Below are 15,355 nucleotides of genomic sequence, written 5' to 3' on the forward strand. Positions count from 1 at the left end.
GACGCGGTCACCTCCTCCGGCTCCGGACTCGACCCCCACATCTCCCCCGCCTACGCCCGGCTCCAGGTCCACCGGGTCGCGGCCAACAACCACCTGACCGTCACCCAGGTCGAACAACTCCTCACCACCCACACCCACGGCCGGATCCTCGGCTTCATCGGCGAACCCCGCGTCAACGTCCTCGAACTCAACACCGCCCTGAAGAACCTCACGACGGCCAAGGGCTGATGGCCTTACCCCGTCGACAGAGGGTGCCGACCGTTCAGCCCGCACAAGAGGAAGGCAGCACGTCGATGACCCGGGTGCTGGTGGTCGAGGACGACGCCCAGCTCGCACGAGCGCTGGTGATCAATCTGCAAGCCCGTCGGTACGGGGTGGACTCCGCGCGGGACGGCGCCACGGCACTCGCCCTCTCCGCCGCCGAACCGCCCGACGTGCTGATCGTCGATCTCGGGCTGCCCGACATGGACGGGGTCGAGGTCATCAGGGCGCTGCGGCGCTGGAGCCGGGTGCCCGTGCTCGTCCTCTCCGCCCGCAGCGGCTCCGAGGACAAGATCCGGGCGCTCGACGCGGGCGCGGACGACTACATGACCAAGCCGTTCAGCATGGACGAGCTGCTCGCCCGGCTGCGGGCGGCGACCCGGCGCGCCGCCGAGGCACCGGTGTCCGAGCCGGTCACCGGGGGGCGGGTCACCACCGACGACTTCACCGTGGACCTGGTGGCCAAACGGGTGCGGCGCGCGGACCGGGACGTGCGCCTCACACCCACCGAGTGGCACCTCCTGGAGATCCTGATCTGCAACCCGGGCCGCCTCATCAGCCAGCGCCGCCTCCTGAAGGAGGTGTGGGGGCCGAGCTACGCGACGAAGACGAACTATCTGCGGGTCTACATGGCCCAGTTGCGGCGCAAGCTGGAGAACGACCCGTCGCACCCCCGCTATCTGATCACCGAACCCGGCATGGGCTACCGGTTCGAGCCGTAGAGGCACGCAGCCGTGGCACCCGGAGCCGCTGACCCGCCGCCGAGGCGCCGAGCGGCGGGCCCGTACCGCAGTCGAGCCGTAGGAGAAACGCAGAACATGAGACGCGGGAAGCTGCGCATCTATCTGGGGGCCGCCCCCGGCGTCGGCAAGACGTACTCCATGCTCTCCGAAGGGCACCGGCGGGTGGAGCGCGGCACGGACTGCGTGGTCGCCTTCGTGGAGCACCACAGCCGTCCGCGCACCGAGGTCATGCTGCACGGCCTGGAGGTGATCCCGCGCCGCACGATCGAGTACCGGGGCACGTCCTTCACGGAGATGGACGTGGACGCCGTCCTCGCCCGGCGGCCCGCCGTCGCGCTGGTCGACGAACTGCCCCACACCAACGTGCCCGGCTCCCGCAACGCCAAGCGCTGGCAGGACGTCGAGGAACTGCTCGTGGCGGGCATCGACGTCGTCTCGACCGTCAACATCCAGCACCTCGAATCGCTCGGCGACGTCGTCGAGGCGATCACCGGCATCCGGCAGCAGGAGACCGTCCCGGACGAGGTGGTGCGCCGGGCCGACCAGATAGAGCTGGTCGACATGTCGCCGCAGGCGCTGCGCCGCCGGATGGCCCACGGCAACATCTACAAGTCCGACAAGGTCGACGCGGCCCTGTCCAACTACTTCCGCCCCGGCAACCTCACCGCCCTGCGCGAGCTGGCCCTGCTGTGGACCGCCGACCGGGTCGACGAGTACCTCCAGGAGTACCGGACGGAGCACCGCGTCTCCACGATCTGGGGTTCGCGGGAACGGATCGTCGTCGGACTGACGGGCGGGTCCGAGGGCCGCACCCTGATACGGCGGGCCACCCGGCTGGCCGAGAAGGGCGCGGGCGGCGAGGTCCTCGCCGTCTACATCTCCCGCAGCGACGGGCTGAGTTCGGCGTCCCCGAAGGAAATGGCGGTGCAGCGCACCCTGGTCGAGGACCTCGGCGGCACCTTCCACCACGTCGTCGGCGACGACGTCCCCACCGGGCTCCTGGAGTTCGCGCGCGGGGTGAACGCCACCCAGATCGTCCTCGGGGTGAGCCGCCGCCGCTCCTGGCAGTACCTCCTCGGCCCCGGCGTCAGCGCCGTCGTCGCCCGTGAGTCCGGGCCCGATCTGGACGTCCACATCGTCACCCACGACGAAGCCGCCAAGGGCCGTCGGCTGCCCGTCGCGCGGAGCGCCCGGCTCGGCCGGTCCCGGACGGTCTGGGGCTGGCTCGTGGGCCTCGGGGGCCCCGCCCTCCTCACCCTGCTGCTGCGCACCGCGACACCCGAGGTGGGCCTCGCCAACGACGTCCTGCTGTACCTGACGCTCACCGTCGCGGCGGCGCTGCTCGGCGGCCTCAAGCCCGCGCTCGCGTCCGCCGCGGTCGGCTCCCTGCTCCTGAACTGGTTCTTCACCCCGCCGATCCACGAGCTGACGATCGCCGACCCCCGCAACATGGTGGCCCTGGGGGTCTTCGTCGGCGTGGCGATCTCGGTGGCCTCGGTGGTGGACCTGGCGGCCCGGCGCACCCACCAGGCGGCCCGGCTGCGGGCCGAGTCGGAGACCCTCTCCTATCTCGCGGGCAGTGTGCTGCGCGGCGAGACCACCCTCGAAGCGCTCCTCGAACGGGTCCGGGAGACCTTCTCCATGGAGGCGGTCGCCCTGCTGGAACGCCCGGACGAGACGGGGCCCTGGGCGTGCGTCGCCGTCGCGGGCCACGGTCCCTGCGCGCGCCCGGACGACGCGGACGTCGACATCCCCGTCGGCGACCATCTCGCGCTGGCCCTGACCGGCCGGGTCCTGCCCGCCGAGGACCGCCGGGTGCTCGGCGCGTTCGCCGCGCAGGCGGCCGTGGTCCTGGACCGGCAGCGGCTCGTCGGCGCGGCGGAGGAGGCCCGCAGGCTCGCCGAGGGCAACAAGATCCGCACGTCCCTGCTGGCCGCCGTCAGCCACGACCTGCGCACCCCCCTCGCGGGCATCAAGGCGTCGGTGACCTCGCTGCGTTCCGACGACGTCGAGTGGTCCGAGGAGGACCGGGCCGAACTCCTGGAGGGCATCGAGGCGGGCGCCGACCGCCTCGACCACCTCGTCGGCAACCTCCTCGACATGTCCCGGCTGGAGACGGGCACGGTCACCGCCGTGATCAGGGAGACCGATCTGGACGAGGTCGTCCCCATGGCACTGCTCGGCGTCCCCGAGGACAGCGTCGAACTGGACATCCCCGAGACGCTGCCGATGGTCGCCGTGGACCGGGGGCTCCTGGAGCGGGCCGTCGCCAACATCGTGGAGAACGCCGTCAAGTACAGCCCGCCGGGCCAGCCCGTCCTCGTCGCCGCGAGCGCCCTCGCGGACCGGGTCGAACTCCGGGTCGTCGACCGGGGTCCGGGCGTGCCCGACGAGGCCAAGGACCGCATCTTCGGGGCGTTCCAGCGGTACGGGGACACCCCGCGCGGCGAGGGCGTCGGCCTCGGTCTCGCCGTCGCCCGGGGCTTCGTGGAGTCGATGGGCGGCAGCCTGGCGGCGGAGGACACCCCGGGCGGCGGCCTGACGATGACGGTCGTCCTGCGGATGCCGGACGGGGCGCCGCCCCAGATCCCGGAACAGGCGGCCGGGACGACGACCTGACGGGCAACGGGACGACGACCCGACGGGCGGGGGACCGGGACCGGACCCGGCTTCCGGGCCGGGACCCGGCCCGTCAGGGCTCCGAGCGGACGACGACGAGGGAGCCCCGGTAGGCGGGCCGGGTGCGCAGATGACCGAAGCGCGCGTCCCAGGCGCCGGAGGCCAGGTCGTGGCGCAGGGTGCGGTCGAAGTGTTCGCGGGCCGTGTCGTCGACGAAGCTCCAGGCGGAGCACGCCTCCCGGGCGGCGGGGTCCAGGAGCATCTCGGGGCGCCCGTAGTAGGCCTCGTTGAAACCGTCGGTGCAGTCGAACGGGACGGGGACCGCCTCCACGGTCACCGTGCCGCCCAGGGCGGCGGCGATCTCGTCGACGGGCGGGTACCTGAGGGCCTCCGTGTCCAGGACCCCGGGCGCGTACGCGTACAGCCAGAAGTCCCGTACGCGCGCGGGATCGCGGGTCAGGACGGTGACCGGGCCGCGCGTCACCCGGCGTGTCTCCCGCAGCCCGGCGGTGACGTCGCCCCACTGGTGCACGCTGAACAAGGTCATCGCCGCGTCGAAGGAGCCGTCGGCGAAGGGCAGTTCCCCGGCGGCGGCGACGGCCACCGCGTCGACGGCGGGGGCGGTGTGCGGGGACGAGGAGGGCCCGCCGGGCGCCAGCGCGCGGACGGCGTTCTCGTACGTGCCCGTGCCCGCGCCCACGTTGAGGACGGTCCGCGCCCCGCCGAGCGACCGGGCGACGAACAGAGCTATCCGCCCGTCGGGCCGCCGCCGGACGGAGCGGCCGTGTCCGGGCGGGCCGTGGCCGAGCACCCCGGAGCCGCCGTCGTGGGTCCGCGCGCATGTGGTCATCTGCCTTGCCTCGCCTCGTGAGCAGGAACAGCGGAAGCGGGCGGAGACCCGTGGGGGACCTCGCTCGCGGCAGCCGGTGCCGACGGGCCCCCGCGCACCGAACACCGCGTGCGGTGCGCAGGGCCCTGCCGGTTCTCCGCCGTGGCGGGAGCCACTCCACCACGCCGGGCCGGTGCCGTCAGTCAACCAGGCGCCGACCGTGCGCGGCGATTGGACGCAGCCACAGAAACAGGCCCTCGCGGACCGGATGATTACAGCCGATCATCCAAGAGGACAAATAGCCTTTCAGATGCACATGTGCGAGCCGGATACGGGAATCGGTCTCGCTGATGCGGATCGGCGGGGGTGTGGTGCCGGGGGTGCCTGTGATGGACGCGGGGACCGCGGTGGACGCGGGGAGCGCGCCTGGCCGTCCCGCAGGACGTACGGGCAGGCCGGTACGTCTCCCGAGCTGGTCCAGCTCGGTGCGGTCGGCGTGGACACCCTCGTCGACGCCGCCACGGGATCGCCCCGTACGACGGACCGCCCCGGGCCGACCTGAAACGGCCCGGGGCGCCCGGCGGGGGGCCGGACGACGACGGCATCGGTACGGCCCCCGGGCAGGAGGAGCACGGCCGTCGTCCCGGCTGGCGGGAGGAGCACGGCCGTCGTCCCGTAGGTCAGAGAGGGGCACGACCGCCGTCCCGGTCGGTCAGAGGGGCACGACCGTCGTCTCGGTCGCCTTCACACCCGTCCACACGGACACCCCGTCGGCGAGACCGAGTTCGGCGGCGGCCTGCGGGGTGATCTCGGCGACGAGGTCGGGTGCCTCGTCGGAGGAGACGAGCACCCGCAGTCGGCTGCCGCTGCTCGTGATCTCGCGTACGGTGCCGGGCCAGACGTTGCGCGGACTGCCCCCGGGCCTCTCCCGGTGCAGCGAGACCGCCTCGGGCGCGACGATCGCCAGCGCCCGGGTGCCGGGCGGCGGCGGTTCGGCCGCGACCAGGGTCCCGCCGCCGTCGAGGTCGAGACCGTGCGCGGTGGCCGTGCCGGGCCAGGCGTTGCGCCCCAGCATCCGGGCCACCCAGGGGGAGCGGGGGTGCCGGGTGACCTCGGCGGGGGTGTCGTCCTGGAGCGCGCGGCCCTCGTCGAGGACGAGCACCCGGTCCGCGAGCGACACCGCCTCGACGGGATCGTGGGTGACGATCAGACAGACACCGCCGAACCCGGCGAGATGGGTGCGCAGGGTGTGCCGGACGTGCGCCCGGGTCGTCTGGTCGAGGGCGGCGAGCGGCTCGTCGAGGACCAGCAGCCGGGGCCGGGCGGCCAGGGCGCGCGCCAGGGCGACCCGTTGCGCCTGCCCGCCGGAGAGCTGGCCGGGGCGGCGGTGGGCGAGGTGCCCCACGCCGAGCCGGTCCAGCCAGGCGCCCGCCTCGCGGCGCGCCTCGGCACGGGCGACCCCCTGGGCGCGGAGCCCGTACGCGGTGTTGGCGAGGGCCGTCAGATGCGGGAACAGGGCGCCGTCCTGGGGGACCCAGGCGACCCGGCGGCGGTGCGGCGGCAGCGCGGTGACGTCCTCGTCGCCGAGCCGGAGGTCCGCGTGGGCGCGCGGGGTGAGACCGAGCAGGGCCCGCAGCAGGGTGGTCTTCCCGGCGCCGTTGGGGCCGACGACGGCGATGGTGGTGCCGGGTCCCGCGTCCAGGGTGAGCCGGGTGAAGCCGGTGACCTCGGCGTGCAGCGCCCAGCGCCCCCCGGGGACGGCGACCGGGACGGAGGGGCCGCCCGCCGCGACCGGCCGCGCGGTGGCCGGGTCCGTCGCCGCCGGGTCGGGCGCGGCGGGGGCGGTCCGGCGCGGCCGGTCGGCGGGGGTGCCCGTCCACCGTCCGCGCAGGGAGACCAGTACGCCCATGGCGATGGCGAGCAGGAGCAGGGAGACCGACGTGGCGGCCTCGGGCTCGTCCTGGAGGAGCAGGTACACCTGGAGCGGCAGCGTCTGGGTCGTCCCGGGCAGGTTCCCCGCGAAGGTGATCGTCGCGCCGAACTCGCCCAGCGCCCGTGCCCAGGTGAGCGCGGCGCCCGCGAGGACACCGGGCGCCACCATCGGCAGGGTGACCGTGAAGAACACCCGGACCGGCGAGGCGCCCAGGGACGCCGCCGTCTCCTCGTAACGCGGCCGGAGCCCGCCGAGCGCGCCCTCCAGGCTGATCACCAGGAACGGCATGGCGACGAACGTGGCCGCGAGGACCGCGCCCGACGTGTGGAACGGGAACGTGATGCCGAAGGTGCGTTCCAGCCACGGCCCGAGCAGTCCGCGCCGCCCGAAGGCGAGCAGCAGCGCCACGCCGCCGACGGTGGGCGGCAGCACCATCGGCAGCAGGACCAGCGAGCGGACCAGCGCCTTGCCCCGGAAGGGGACCCGGGCGAGCAGCCAGGCCAGGGGCACCCCGAGTAGCAGCGAGAGGCCCAGCGCCCAGAAGGACACCAGCAGCGACAGCTTCAGCGCCTCGACGGTCCCGGGAGACGTCAGATGCCCGGCCAGCTCGCCCCATTCGGTCCGTACGAGGATGCCGAGCAGGGGGAGCGTCAGGAACGCCACGGCGAGGAGCGCGGGCAGGACGAGGAGCAGCGGCGGCCCGCCGCCGGGCCGCCGGACGACCGCTCGTTTCATGGATGACCCCGCAGAGGTGAAGAGACATGAGGAGGAGGGGGCCGCCCGTCTCCCCGGTACCGGGCGACCCTCTCACGACCGGTACGGCTCCGCCGCCGCGAGGGCCCCGGGCGGCCGGGCCCCGGGCGGCCGGGCCCCGGAACGGCGGGGTCCCGGGCCTGTCGTGCCGGGGAAGCCAGGGGAAGCCGAGGGGAGTCCGGGGAAAGCCAGGGGAAGTCAGGGCGAGTGCGGGCGAGTCCGGGGCCCGCCGGGCTCCACGCCCGTCAGGCCCCGGCCCCTACGGCTCCGGCCCGTAGGACCCGGACCGGTACGACCCTGGGCCCGTACGACCCCGATTCCGTCAGGCTCCGGGCGTCACGGCTTCTGGAAGCCGGCGTCCTGGAGGATCTTCTGGCCCTCGGGGGAGGAGAGCCAGGCGACGAACGCGGCGGCGGCGCCCGCGTTCTTCGAGTCCTTCAGCGTGGCCGCCGGGTACTTCGCGATGGCGTTCTGCGCGTCGGGGATCTCGACGGCGACGACCTTGTCCCGGGCGCTCTCGGCGTCGGTCTTGTAGACGAGACCGGCGTCGGCCTCGCCCAGCTCGACCTTGCTGAGGACGGCGCGCACGTTGGGCTCCTGGGAGACCGGCTTCACCGTGATCTTCTGGGCGTCGAGGATCTGCTTGCTGTACTTGCCCGCCGGGACCTCGGGAGCGGCGAGGACGACCTTCAGCTTGGTGTCGGCCAGGTCTTTGAGGTCGTCGACCTTGAAGGGGTTGCCCTTGCCGGTGGCGATGACCAGACGGTTCTTGGCGATGACGACCGGGGTGTCCGTGTCGGCCTTCACCTTGTCCATGCTCTTGGTGTCGGCGGTGACCAGGACGTCGGCGGGGGCGCCCTGCGCGACCTGGGCGACGAGCTCCTGCGAACCGGCGAACGAGAACGTCAGCTTGGTACCCGGGTGGGACTGCTCGTAGGCGGCACCGGCCGTCTTGAACACGTCGGTCAGGGAAGCGGCGGCCAGCACCGTCAGGTTCGCGGCGGGCGCCGCGCTCGCGGAACCGGCGGGGGTGCCGGTGGCCTTCGCGCCGTCGCCCTTCGTGCCGCCGTCACCGCAGGCGGCGAGCGGGACGAGGAGGGCGGCGGTGAGGGCGGCGGTGGTGACACGGCGTCTGGTGAGGGCGAGGGACATGAGGGTGTGGGCTCCTTGGATCGGGCGGAAGGTGCGGTGGGAGGCCGGCCGTGTCGACGGCCGCCGCGGTGCGGTACTGCGTGAGGGGCGTTCAGGTGCGGTCGACGCGCGGGCCGGTCGGCTTCACGCGGGCGGTGGCCCGCACGTCCGCTTCCGGTCCGGCTCCACCACGGAGGACCCACGGGTGAGGAGGGAGACCCGCCGGTGCGGACCCGCCCGGACGATCGTCCGGGCGGTCGTCCGGGCGGCGGCGTCACCGGGCCCGATCGCGGTGGCGATGCCCGGGAACGCGTGGCGCGCCGATGCCCGGGAGACGTCGTCGCCGCTCCGCGTGATCTCCGCGGAGGACGCGGCGAGCGGCTTCCCGTCGATGACGCGCCGTCCGCTCTCGTCGCGGTGCGTCGCGACCCTCCCCGCCTCCGCCCGGCGGCGCGCGGTGTCGGCGCCGACGCCGAGCGGTCGCGCGGCCCGCCCGATGGTGTAGGACTGCATGTGCGACACCGTAGGTCGCTCAGGCTCTCATCTGCAACAAAGCCGTACGACCCTCCATCGCGGATGCGAGCGGGGATGGAGAAAGGTACGAACGGTTTCGGGCCGCGCCTCGTCCACCTGCGGCCCAGGGGGATCTTCCAGCGCTACGGGCCCTCTCCTGGCGGATCATCTGAGAAGTATTTCGCCCTCTTGGCTTGTATCTACGATGGCGGAACGCGTACTCACCTGGTGAGCATGAGGTGCGGGCCCTTGTCCGCGAGCACGCAAGGAGCCTCGTATGCGGGTCGACCACCTCCTCCGCCTCGACGGCCTCGACCTGGCACTGGTCTGGGGCGAGGAGTCACTGCTCGGCCAGGAGATCGGCGGGGTGACGGCGACCGACCTGGAGGACCCGGCCCGGTTCCTCCAGCCCGGCGAGATCGTGCTCAGCGGCCTGGTGTGGTGGGGCCGCGACGGCGATCCGGCCAGGACCGACCGGTTCGTGTCCGCCCTGAGCGGCACCGGCGCCGTGGCGCTGCTCGCCGGGGAGGAGACGCACGGCGAGGTCCCCGACGAACTGGCCGCCGCCTGCCGCAGACACCGCGTCCCGCTGCTCGCCGTCCCCGCCCACACCAGCTTCCGGGCGATCACCGAGGCGGTCTACCTCCGGCAGTGGGGCGAGCTGAGCCGTCGGCCCACGGCCCCCTACGCGCTGCCGGAGAACGTCCGCGTCGAGCTGGCCCGCGCGCTCGACCGGGGCGCCTCCGCCGCCGAACTCCTCGGCCTGTCCTTCGCGCACCTCGGCACGCCCGTCTGCCATCTGGTCAGCGGCAGCGGGCGGACGGTCGCCCGGACCGCGACCGCCCCCGAACTCCCGCCGGGGCGCGCGGTGGAGGCGCTGCGGGGACGGCACGGGACGACCGTACGGATCGAGGCCGACGACAGCGTCTACGACACCTGGTACCTGCACCTGCCGGAGCCGGACCGGGTGCCGCCCCGCATCCTGCACGAGATCGGGGAGCTGATCGGCCGCCACCGTCGGAGACAGGACCGGCGGGCGGCCCCGCGCGTACGGGCCCAGGAGGAACTGATCGCCCGGACGGACGCGGTGTACGGCGAGGCCGACGGCCTGGAGCGGGCGCTGCGGTCCTGCGGTCTGGCCGGTGCCGAGGCCCACACCGTCGTGGTCGCCGCCTCGGCGGGACCGGCGGCCCGGGGGGACGCCCCGGCGGCCCTCGCGGAGGCGCTGCGGCACCAGCGGGCGGTCGGGTTCGCCGTCGCCGGACGCCCGGACGGGCGGGCCGTCGCGGTCCTGGCGCACGGCCCGGACCCGGACGGCGAGGTCCCGGCCCGGCTCCGCGAGGTGTGGCCGCTGCTCCACGCCTGCCGCCCCGGGGCGGCCCTGCACGCGGGCGTCAGCGACCCCGTCCACCGGCCGGGCGACCTCCCGCGCGCCCTCGCCCAGGCCCGCTACGCGCTGGCCGGGGCCCACGCGAAGACGGGCCCGGGCCCGGGGTCGGCCGGGAAGGCACCCGGACCGGCGGGACCGCCGGGACCGGCGGCCGGGACGGCAGGGGCAGCAAGGGCAAGAGGGGCAACAGGGACGACAGGAACAGCCGGTACACAGGGGACAGCCGGTGCGCCGGGGGCCGTTGGTCCGGCATCCGCTCCGGCATCCGCTCCGACGGCCGCCCCGGCCGCCCCGGCCGGAGTCGCGCGCCTCCGGGACCTCACCGACCTCAGGACGCTCCTCGCGGGCGTCCCCGCCGATGTGCGGGCCGCGTACCTGGACACCGTCCTCGGCCCGCTGCTGCGCGCCGGGCGCGGCTCCCCCTCGGTCCTCCTGGAGACCCTGGAGGTCTTCCTGGCGCACGACTGCTCCTGGACGAGGACCGCCGAGGCCCTGCACCTCCACGTGAACACCGTCCACTACCGCATCGACCGCGTCGAGGTCCTGACCGGCAGGGACCTGTCGAGCCTGGACCACCGGCTCGACCTGCGGACGGCGCTGCTCTGCCGCTGACCGGCGCGCGGCTCAGCCCAGGTCGACGTGGACGTTCGTCGACTTCACCCGGGCGGTGACCGTGACGCCGACGTCCAGCGCCAGCTCCTCGACCGCCTCCCGCGTCACGAGCGACACCAGGCGGTGCGGCCCGGACTGGATCTCGACCCGCGCGGCGACCTCGTCGAGCCGTACCCCGGTCACGATCCCCACGAACGAGTTCCGTACGGAGGTCGGCACGTCGTCCTCGGGGACGGCGTGCGCACCGGCTCCCCGCTCGGCCGCGAAGAGCGCCAGGGACACCCCGTCGACCGTGCGCCGGCCGGACCCGTCGCGCTCCACGCCCAGCCTGCCGCCGTCCGCCCACCGGCGAACGGTCTCCGAACTCACTCCGAGCAGCCGCGCGGCCTGCCCCATGCTGTACGACGGCATCCCCGCACCCTATCCAGGACCGTCCCGTCGCCCCACGCCCCCGGCCGTTCCCCGCGTGTGCCACCCTGGAAGATCGAATCATCCGGCAGACGTGAAGACGGAGGGGGACGGTCATGGCAGTCGTGGAGGGCGGGCGCGCCACCGGTCTGGTCGCCGCGCAGGAGAAGGCGGTCGCGCTGTTCGCCGAGGTGGAGGCGCGGGGCCTGGTCGTGCCGGGACGGGGCGAGCGGGAGGTGAGCGACGCGATCCGCGACCTGGCGAACGACATGTTCGGCACCACCAAGCACTGGCACAAGCGGATCGTCCGCTCGGGCCCCAACACCCTGGCGCCCTACCAGGACAACCCGCCGGACCGGACCATCGGCGAGGACGACATCGCGTTCGCCGACTTCGGCCCGATCTTCGAGGAGTACGAGGCCGACTTCGGCCGCACCTACGTCTTCGGCGACGACCCCGACAAGCACCGGCTGGCCGCCGACCTGCCGTCCGTCTTCGACGCCGGACGGGCCTTCTTCCGGGCGCACGAGGACGTGACCGGCGCCGGGATGTACGCCGAGGTCGCCCGGCTGGCCGCCGACGCGGGCTGGGACATCGGCATCTGGCACGCCGGGCACCTGGTCGGGGAGTTCCCGCACGAGACGAACGACGGCGCCAAGGCGGAGTCGTACATCACTCCGGAGAACCACCACCCGCTGCGCCGCGCCGACCGCTCCGGCCGTCCGTGCCACTGGATCCTCGAACTGCACCTCGTCGACCGGGAGAGGCGCTTCGGCGGCTTCCACGAGCAGCTCCTCGACCTGGCCTGAGCCGGGACGCCCGCGCCGGTGAACGCGGAAGGGGCCGGGCCGCGCGAACGCGAACCGGCCCCTTCCCCTTCCTCCCGGCGGTCCGCTACGAGCGGCGTCGGCGGGTCGTCAGGGCGTAACAGACGAGGAGGGCGAGGGTGAAGGCGAGGCCGATGAGGGCCGCCTGACGCATGTCGGGCACCTTCACCGCGGTGGCGGCGACCGCGAGGACCCCGACCGCCGCGACGACCGCGAGCTTGTCGCCGCCCCGGATGCTGAAGCCGGTGAACTCCTCCGGGTGCGCGTCGCGGTGGCGGCGGAAGGCCACGTACGAGGCGAGGATCAGCAGCCACACGAGCAGCACCGCGAAGATCGCGATCGACATCATGATGCCGAAGAGCCCGCTGACGTCGTAGAAGGCGAGCAGGGCCGCCGCCGCGATGCCGAGGGTGGACGCGCCGATCGCGACCGCCGGGACGCCCCGCCGGTTGAGCCGGGCCATCGGCGCCGGGGCGAGGCCGTCGTCGCCGAGCGAGTGGAGCAGCCGGGAGGCGCCGTACAGATGCGCGTTGGCGGCGGACATGGCGGCGATCAGCACGACCATGTTGGTGAGGGTCGCCGCCGCGGGCACGCCGACCTCGGTGAAGACCCGGACGAACGGGCTGGCCTCGATGCTGCCGTCGCCGTCCGCCATCCGCCGCCACGGGATCAGGGCCAGGACCAGGGTGATGGAGAGCAGGTAGAAGAAGCTGAGGCGCCAGGCCAGTTGGCGCATGGCGGTGCGGATGGTGCGCTGCGGGTCGGCGGCCTCGGCGGACGCGATGGCGACGACCTCGAACCCGGCGTACGCGAACATCACCACGGACATGGCCAGCCAGATCGAGCCCGCCCCGTGCGGGAGGAAACCGCCGTCGTCGGTGAGGTGCGCGAAGCCGGTCGCCTCGGTGTCCGGCAGGCCGAAGAAGACCAGCAGGGCGGCGCAGAGGATGAAGGCGCACAGGGCCACCACCTTGACGGTGGAGAGCCAGAACTCGGTGGTCCCGAAGGACTTCACGCTGATCACGTTGACCGCGAGGACGATCGCGGCGACGGCCAGGATGGCCACCGACATCGGCACGTCCGGCCACCACCAGCGGATGTACAGCGCGGAGGCGACGACCTCGGTGCCGATGACGACGACGGCGCTGAACCAGTACAGCCACCGGCTGAGGAAACCGGCCCAGGAGCCGAGATAGCGGTGGGCGACCGCGCCGAACGAGCCCTGGACGGGGTGCGCGGCGGACATCTCGCCGAGCAGGACGGCGATGATGGCCACCAGGACCGCGCCGATCGCGTACGAGACGATCACGGCGGGTCCCGCGACGGACATCGCCGAGCCGGAGCCGAGGAAGAGGCCGGTGCCGAGCGCGGAGCCCAGACCGATCATGGTGGTCTGCCGGTGGGTGAGGGAACGGACGAGTCCCTCACCGGCGGCGGGTGCCGGTCTGGCGCCGTCGGTGGCCGCGGGTGCGGCCGGGGCGGGGGGTGCGGAGTCGCTGGGTGCGGCCATGGCGGTGGGGCCCTTCTGCGCGGGGGTCGGGGGAGTGCGGAGGGGGAAGGCTCAGAACTCGCTGGTGCGGAACGGCTTCTCGGGGGCGCCGAGGCGGGGCTTGCCCAGGACCTTCGACGACAGGGCGTAGATGCCGTGGTTGGTCAGGGCCCAGGCGATGTTCCGGTCCCATTCCACGTAGACCCCGTGGGTCTGGTTGCCGTACGCGTACTCGGCGGTGTCCCGGCCGTACGCCTTCGGCACGAAGTACGCGGAGATCTTCGGGGCGGCCGGGTCGGAGACGTCGAAGAACTGCACGCCCGCGTTGTAGAAGCCGTAGCCGAGGAGTCCGGCGTCGTGCTTGCCCGGGTTGGTGTAGTAGCCGGTCCGCTTGGGGCCGAAGCTGCCGCGCCGCTGGCAGTAGTCGGTGAAACCGGCCGTCTTCGGCGGCACCGGGCGGGGCAGGACGCCGACGACGCGGGGCTTCGCCGGGTCGCGGGCGTCGATCTGGTAGACGTCCTTGTACGGCTCGTAGCAGTCCTCGGTGAGGGGATAGCCCGAGTAGTAGATCATCCCGGTCTTCTCGTACTGGGAGACGTCGATGTTGTCGCCCTCGGTGCCCGCGACCGACGCCGGGAGGTCGAGGTGGCTCACCGTCCGCATGTTCGCCGGGTCGGAGACGTCGAGGACCGTCAGGCCGTAGCCGCCCATCGCGGCGAAGGCGTAACGCCCGCCCTTCTCCACCGGCTTGGGCAGGAAGAGGGGCATCCGGGCGCCCATCCAGCTGGTGCGGTTGCCGCAGCGCGGGTTCTTTCCGTAGGCCGCGTCCTCGCCGGTCCGCTGGCCCGGCAGGTGCCAGGTGTCGAGGAGCTTCGGCCGCGCCGGGTCGGACATGTCCCAGGACTGGTAGCCGGCCGAGTGGAGGTTGGTCGGGTACTCGGTCCCGGAGTACGTGTCGTCCGGCGCGGTGGCCAGGAACATGTACTTCTCGCCCGTCCAGTACGGCACGTCGATCGAGCCGGAGCCCTGCTGCGCCGACGCCGGGTCGCTGCGCAGCGGATCGGCCTGGGTGGAGTCCGTGGAGACGGTCGCCAGGAGCTTCCAGTCCTTCTTGCGCGGGCCGTCCAGGCGGTACACCTTGAAGCCCTTCAGACCGGGCTTGGCCCGCAGCTTCTTCACGCCCTCGGGGTTGTTGTACTTGTCGAGCGGCGGGTGGTCGGAGAGTTCGGAGATCTGCCGCTTGCTCTCGAAGCTCTGCACCATGACGTACGCGCCGAGCTTCCGGCTCCACTGGATGGTGGACGCGCCCCAGTAGTCGCCCGCCGCCCAGTCGCCGTTGGCCCGGTTCTCGTCGCCGCCGACGTCCTCGCGGCTCAGCTTCTCGACGACCTTCACCTTCTTCACGTCGGTGACGTCGTAGACTCGCCCCTCGGAGCGGTCGTACTGGAAGAGGTAGCGCCGACCGCCGAAGTCCACGACGTTCTGCCAGGTGTGGAAGTAGTCGGGGGTGAAGTCGGCGCCCTCGTAGGCCGCTTCGACCTTCATGTTCTTGATGTACGAGCGGGTGTCGTAGGCGGCGTTCCGGCCGGGGAACGGATGGTCGGACCCCTCGTCGACCGGGGTGACGGAGGGGTGCCGGAAGGTGCCGTCGAGCTGCATCCCGTACGCGCCGGGGTCGGCGGGCTCCGGGCGGCGGTCGGCGCACACGGCGCGGACGTCCGGGTCGGCGGCGGGCGCGGCGGCGGTCCGGTCGGCGGCCCCGGACACCCCGGGGACGAGCAGGGTGGCCGTGGCGGCGGCCGCGACGACGGTGGCGAGTACCGCGTTCCTGCGGGTGGAGCGCATCG

Annotated in this window: 11 protein-coding genes and 1 pseudogene; 5 read left to right on the top strand and 7 right to left on the bottom strand. The window is 73.5% G+C overall.

The features are described 5' to 3' along the window. From ACFXGN_RS00005 to ACFXGN_RS00015, 3 genes are all read left to right on the top strand, one after another. Positions 1-228 (top strand): potassium-transporting ATPase subunit C (locus ACFXGN_RS00005; RefSeq protein WP_384851369.1); only part of this gene is annotated, 228 nt, incomplete at its 5' end. 65 nt (positions 229-293) lie between these two features. Beyond that, a complete protein-coding gene (locus ACFXGN_RS00010) occupies positions 294-983 on the top strand; it encodes a response regulator (protein ID WP_384851370.1) in 690 nt (229 codons plus the stop codon). Between the two features lie 96 nt (positions 984-1,079). Further along, the gene (locus ACFXGN_RS00015; RefSeq protein ID WP_384851371.1) at positions 1,080-3,623 is read left to right on the top strand and encodes a DUF4118 domain-containing protein; all 2,544 of its coding nucleotides are present in this window, start codon (positions 1,080-1,082) and stop codon (positions 3,621-3,623) included. A gap of 73 nt (positions 3,624-3,696) precedes the next feature. Here the strand turns inward: ACFXGN_RS00015 and ACFXGN_RS00020 are convergent, their stop codons facing one another. From ACFXGN_RS00020 to ACFXGN_RS00035, 4 genes and pseudogenes are all read right to left on the bottom strand, one after another. Next, a complete protein-coding gene (locus tag ACFXGN_RS00020; RefSeq protein WP_384851372.1) occupies positions 3,697-4,473 on the bottom strand; it encodes a class I SAM-dependent methyltransferase in 777 nt (258 codons plus the stop codon). A gap of 691 nt (positions 4,474-5,164) precedes the next feature. Next, on the bottom strand, positions 5,165-7,120 hold the full coding sequence (locus tag ACFXGN_RS00025) for an ABC transporter permease (RefSeq protein ID WP_384851373.1): 1,956 nt from the start codon (positions 7,118-7,120) through the stop codon (positions 5,165-5,167). A 354-nt stretch (positions 7,121-7,474) separates the two neighbouring features. Next, positions 7,475-8,290, bottom strand: coding sequence for a molybdate ABC transporter substrate-binding protein (modA, locus tag ACFXGN_RS00030; protein WP_384851374.1), 816 nt, complete (start codon positions 8,288-8,290; stop codon positions 7,475-7,477). A 91-nt stretch (positions 8,291-8,381) separates the two neighbouring features. Beyond that, positions 8,382-8,782, bottom strand: a pseudogene (locus tag ACFXGN_RS00035) (MerR family transcriptional regulator). Positions 8,783-9,059: 277 nt separating this feature from the next. On the opposite strand from ACFXGN_RS00035, the gene ACFXGN_RS00040 reads away from it, so the two are divergent. Next, on the top strand, positions 9,060-10,784 hold the full coding sequence (locus tag ACFXGN_RS00040) for a PucR family transcriptional regulator (RefSeq protein WP_384851375.1): 1,725 nt from the start codon (positions 9,060-9,062) through the stop codon (positions 10,782-10,784). 12 nt (positions 10,785-10,796) lie between these two features. Here the strand turns inward: ACFXGN_RS00040 and ACFXGN_RS00045 are convergent, their stop codons facing one another. Beyond that, positions 10,797-11,195: a molybdopterin-binding protein gene (locus tag ACFXGN_RS00045; protein ID WP_384851376.1), complete on the bottom strand. Its 399-nt coding sequence runs from the start codon at positions 11,193-11,195 to the stop codon at positions 10,797-10,799. Positions 11,196-11,308: 113 nt separating this feature from the next. Between ACFXGN_RS00045 and ACFXGN_RS00050 the strand changes: the two genes are divergently transcribed. Next, positions 11,309-12,001: a M24 family metallopeptidase gene (locus ACFXGN_RS00050; RefSeq protein ID WP_384851377.1), complete on the top strand. Its 693-nt coding sequence runs from the start codon at positions 11,309-11,311 to the stop codon at positions 11,999-12,001. Positions 12,002-12,086: 85 nt separating this feature from the next. On the opposite strand, the gene ACFXGN_RS00055 is transcribed toward ACFXGN_RS00050, so the two are convergent. Together ACFXGN_RS00055 and ACFXGN_RS00060 are read right to left on the bottom strand one after the other, a co-directional pair. Then, positions 12,087-13,529: an amino acid permease gene (locus ACFXGN_RS00055; RefSeq protein ID WP_384851378.1), complete on the bottom strand. Its 1,443-nt coding sequence runs from the start codon at positions 13,527-13,529 to the stop codon at positions 12,087-12,089. Between the two features lie 51 nt (positions 13,530-13,580). Then, positions 13,581-15,353, bottom strand: coding sequence for a hypothetical protein (locus ACFXGN_RS00060; protein ID WP_384851379.1), 1,773 nt, complete (start codon positions 15,351-15,353; stop codon positions 13,581-13,583). Between the last annotated feature and the right edge of the window lie 2 nt (positions 15,354-15,355).

This window comes from Streptomyces sp. NPDC059247 (assembly GCF_042754005.1).
Taxonomy (GTDB): Bacteria; Actinomycetota; Actinomycetes; order Streptomycetales; family Streptomycetaceae; genus Streptomyces.